General features: G+C 62.4%; 3 protein-coding genes. All 3 read left to right on the top strand.

Annotated features, from left to right (window positions below; genetic code table 11):
• A partial coding sequence (locus AADJ04_RS17720; RefSeq protein WP_341240423.1) for an FAD-binding protein occupies nt 1-641 on the top strand: 641 nt, incomplete at its 5' end.
• A gap of 75 nt (nt 642-716) precedes the next feature.
• The gene (locus tag AADJ04_RS17715; RefSeq protein WP_341240422.1) at nt 717-2,507 is read left to right on the top strand and encodes an acyl-CoA dehydrogenase; all 1,791 of its coding nucleotides are present in this window, start codon (nt 717-719) and stop codon (nt 2,505-2,507) included.
• 143 nt (nt 2,508-2,650) lie between these two features.
• Nucleotides 2,651-3,604 carry a nitronate monooxygenase family protein gene (locus AADJ04_RS17710; protein WP_044403012.1) on the top strand — a complete coding sequence of 318 codons (954 nt, stop codon included), beginning with the start codon at nt 2,651-2,653 and terminating at the stop codon, nt 3,602-3,604.
• Nucleotides 3,605-3,696 lie beyond the last annotated feature (92 nt).

The following is a 3,696-nucleotide window of genomic DNA, read 5'->3' as shown; positions in this document are numbered from 1 at the left end:
TGGCCCCCCGCGTGGCTGCCAAGCTCGACGTTGCGCAGATCAGCGACATCACCAAAGTGGTGAGCGCCGACACTTTCGAGCGCCCCATCTACGCCGGCAACGCCATTGCTACGGTGCAAAGCGCAGACAGCGTCAAAGTTATCACCGTGCGCACCACCGGCTTTGACGCCGCGGCTGCCACCGGTGGCAGCGCACAAGTCGAAACCGCAGCCGCTGCAGCCGACAACGGCAAGAGCAGCTTCGTGGGCAGCGAAATCGCCAAGAGCGACCGCCCCGAGCTCACCGCCGCCAAGATCATCGTCTCCGGTGGCCGGGCTCTGGGGAGCAGCGAGAAATTCAACGAAGTCATCACCCCGCTGGCCGACAAGCTCGGCGCAGCCATTGGCGCCAGCCGCGCAGCGGTGGACGCAGGCTACGCCCCCAACGATTTGCAAGTGGGCCAGACCGGCAAGATCGTGGCACCGCAGCTGTATGTGGCTGTAGGCATCTCGGGTGCGATCCAGCACTTGGCCGGTATGAAGGATTCCAAGGTGATCGTGGCGATCAACAAGGATCCAGAGGCACCGATCTTCAGCGTGGCCGACTATGGGCTGGAGGCGGACTTGTTCACGGCTGTGCCTGAATTGGTCAAGGCCCTGTAAGAACCCCACCTGCGTACAAAGGCATCGCTCGCGATGCCTTTTTTTTGACGAAATATCGCTTTCTCGGAGACATCCATGAGTTACACCGCACCCGTCAAGGACATGTTGTTCGCCATCGAGCATCTGGCCAATATTGAACAGATCGCCCAGATCCCAGGCTTTGAAGATGCAGGCCTGGACACCGCCGCTGCCGTGCTGGAAGAGTGCGCCAAGTTCAATGAAGGCGTGCTGGCTCCGCTCAACTGGGAAGGCGACAAGAACCCCTCGAGCTGGAAAGACGGCGTGGTCACCACCACCCCCGGCTTCAAGGAGGCCTTCCGCCAGTACGCCGAGGGCGGCTGGCAAGGCCTGCAGCACCCAGCCGACTTTGGCGGCCAGGGCCTGCCCAAGACCATAGGCGCTGCCTGTATTGAAATGACCAACAGCGCCAACATGAGTTTTGCGTTGTGTCCGCTGCTGACCGATGGCGCCATCGAGGCCCTGCTGACCGCAGGCAGCGATGAGCTCAAGGCCACTTACCTTGAAAAGCTGGTGACCGGCGAGTGGACCGGCACCATGAACCTGACCGAACCCCAGGCGGGCTCGGACCTGGCCCTGGTGCGCACGCGCGCTGAACCGCAGCCCGATGGCACTTACAAGATCTTCGGCACTAAGATCTTCATCACCTACGGTGAGCACGACATGGCCGAGAACATCATTCACCTGGTGCTGGCCCGCGTGCAGGGCGCGCCTGAGGGCGTGAAGGGCATCAGCCTGTTTGTGGTGCCCAAGTTCCTGGTCAACAAGGACGGCACGCTGGGTGCCCGCAACGACGCACACTGCGTGAGCATCGAGCACAAGCTGGGCATCAAGGCATCGCCCACTGCCGTGCTGCAGTTTGGTGACCACGGCGGTGCCGTGGGCTACCTGGTGGGCGAAGAAAACCGCGGCCTCGAATACATGTTCATCATGATGAATGCCGCCCGCTACGCCGTGGGCATGCAGGGCATTGCGATCTCTGAGCGCGCTTACCAAAAGGCTGTGCAGTACGCCAAAGACCGTGTGCAAAGCCGCCCCGTGGACGGCAGCATTGCCGCCAGCGCGCCCATCATTCATCACCCCGATGTCAAGCGCATGCTGATGACGATGCGCGCCACGGTGGAAGGCTGCCGTGCCATGGCCACCGTGGCCGCAGCAGCGTTCGATGCTGCCCACCACCACCCTGATGCCGACACGCGCAAGCAGAACCAGGCGTTCTACGAATTCATGGTGCCGCTGGTCAAGGGCTACAGCACCGAAACCAGCCTGGAAGTGACCAGCCTGGGCGTGCAGGTGCATGGCGGCATGGGCTTCATCGAAGAAACCGGCGCGGCCCAGTACTACCGCGACGCCAAGATCCTGACCATCTACGAAGGCACTACCGCCATTCAGGCCAACGACCTGGTGGGCCGTAAGACAGCGCGTGACGGCGGCCAGGTGGCCAAGGGCATTGCTGCGCAGATCGAAAAGACTGAAAGCGAACTGCTGGCCAGCGGCACGCCTGCCGCACTGGCGGTGGCCAAGCGCCTTACAGCCGCACGCAAGGCGCTGCTGGACGTGATCGACTTTGTGGCCGGTGGCACCAAGGCCCAGCCCAACGCCGTGTTTGCCGGCAGCGTGCCCTACCTGATGCTGGCGGGCAATGTAGTGGCGGGCTGGCAGCTGGCGCGCAGCCTGCTGGTGGCGCAAGACCTGTTGCAAAAGGGACAGGACGAAGCCTTCATGCGCGCAAAAATCACCACGGCCCAGTTCTACGCCGACCACATTCTGGTGAAGGCCCCTGGCCTGCGCGACAGCATTGTGGAAGGCGCGGCCAGCGTGACCGAGCTGGCGCTGGAAGCCTTCTGACAGCGGGTGCGTTCCCGCAAGGGAGTGAGACAAGGCCTGTGCAGGGCGCAGGCCTTTACTATAAAAATAATAGCTGCTGGCGCTTGCTGAATAAGCGCTAGAGGGCTATTTTGATCAAAACCTGTTTCTGGAAGTCGTTGCCCATGTCCAAATTGCCTCCCGTGTTGCAAAACATGTCATTGCCTGTGATCGGCTCGCCGCTGTTCATCATCAGCAACCCCAAGCTGGTCATTGAGCAGTGCAAGGCGGGTGTGGTGGGCTCCATGCCTGCACTCAATGCCCGCCCCGCCGAGCTGCTGGACGAATGGCTGGCCGAAATCACCGAAACCCTGGCGGCCTACAACAAGGCCAACCCCGACAAGCCTGCCGCGCCCTTTGCCATCAACCAGATCGTGCACAAGAGCAACGACCGCCTGGAGCACGACATGCAGGTGTGCGCCAAGTACAAGGTGCCGATCGTCATCACGTCCTTGGGCGCGCGCGAAGATGTGAACCAGGCGGTGCACAGCTGGGGCGGCGTGGTGCTGCACGACATCATCAACAACAAGTTTGCGCACAAGGCGATTGAAAAGGGCGCAGACGGCCTGATCGCCGTGGCCGCGGGTGCGGGTGGCCACGCGGGCACCAAGAGCCCGTTTGCCTTGATTCAGGAAATCCGCCAGTGGTTCGACGGCCCGCTGGCGCTGTCGGGCTCCATCGCCTCGGGCGGGGCCATCCTGGCGGCGCAGGCCATGGGTGCCGACTTTGCGTACATTGGCTCGGCCTTCATTGCCACGCACGAGGCGCGCGCGCAGGACGCCTACAAGCAGGCCATTGTGGACAGCAATTCGGACGACATCGTCTACAGCAACCTCTTCACAGGTGTGCACGGCAATTACCTGGCACCGTCGATCCGCGCTGCGGGTCTGGACCCTGACAACCTGCCCGAGTCTGACCCCAGCAAGATGAACTTTGGCGGCGACGCCAAGAAGGCCTGGAAAGACATCTGGGGCTGCGGCCAGGGCATTGGCGCGATCAACGCCGTGACCAGCACCGCCGAACTGGTGGGCAAATTGCGCCGCGAATACGAAGAGGCCCGCGCACGCCTCAAGCTGTAAGCCTTCGCGCGTTCCAACCAGCCAAAGCGGGCCTCAGGCCCAATGCCAGTCAGTTAAGCCCGCAGGCGGCTTGATCCAGTAAAAAGGGGACG

The sequence above is a fragment of the uncultured Acidovorax sp. genome, from assembly GCF_964021665.1.
GTDB classification, from domain to species: domain Bacteria; phylum Pseudomonadota; class Gammaproteobacteria; order Burkholderiales; family Burkholderiaceae_C; genus Acidovorax; species Acidovorax temperans.
Note: the sequence above shows the minus strand (reverse complement) of the source record. Positions and strands in the feature narration are given on the sequence as shown.

Excerpts from the sequence above, each read along its gene's own strand:
- AADJ04_RS17715 (WP_341240422.1), top strand. The coding sequence starts at position 717 with ATGAGTTACACCGCACCCGTCAAGGACATGTTGTTCGCCATCGAGCAT.
- AADJ04_RS17710 (WP_044403012.1), top strand. The coding sequence starts at position 2,651 with ATGTCCAAATTGCCTCCCGTGTTGCAAAACATGTCATTGCCTGTGATC.